Source organism: Streptomyces diastatochromogenes (assembly GCF_002242805.1).
Taxonomy (GTDB): domain Bacteria; phylum Actinomycetota; class Actinomycetes; order Streptomycetales; family Streptomycetaceae; genus Streptomyces; species Streptomyces diastatochromogenes.
The window spans coordinates 1-551 of record NZ_MCGQ01000154.1; the positions used below are offsets into that span (position 1 = coordinate 1).

The 551-nt window shown below is 70.4% G+C and carries 1 pseudogene; it reads left to right on the plus strand.

Going from position 1 to position 551, the window contains the following annotated elements:
* Window positions 1–177: 177 nt before the first annotated feature.
* Window positions 178–551, plus strand: a pseudogene (locus BEK98_RS47260) (replication-relaxation family protein); the annotation flags it as partial.

The following is a 551-nucleotide window of genomic DNA, read 5'->3' on the forward strand; positions in this document are numbered from 1 at the left end:
CGGCTTCTCCAGCGCCACCAACTTCAGCAAGTTCTTCCACCGGCACACCGGCAAAAGCCCCCTCGGCTTCCGCGGCACGATCCGCAGCACACAAAGCTGAGCTGGCCGGAAACCACTCTCGTGGACCCCCAGGTCACCTGACGCGCAGTGCTGAACGGGCGTCGCGAAAGACGGCGAGTGGACCCCGAACGCCTCGCCGCCAAGCTGTCCGCGTACGAGCGCCTTCTCCGCTGCGTCCCCGCGGTCCCGGGGCGCCGGCCAACCATCCAGGAACCGGCACTGGAGGAATGGCGCCGACACTACCCGCTGTTCCCCTGCGTCCTGTTCGTCCTGGAGGGCACCGGACCCGCCGGTGTCGAGAACCGGATCAGCGCCCTGCTCGCGGGAGCCCGGCTGCTGGCACCGTCCCGCTTCCCGTGCAGCGTCCCCGTCCTCGCGGCACCGCTGGCCGACCTGCTCCACCACGGCCCCTCCGTACCCGTATGGCACCCCGTTCACAACCCCGACCAGCGAGCCCCCTGGACCGGGCGGGCGGACCGGCAGCCATATCA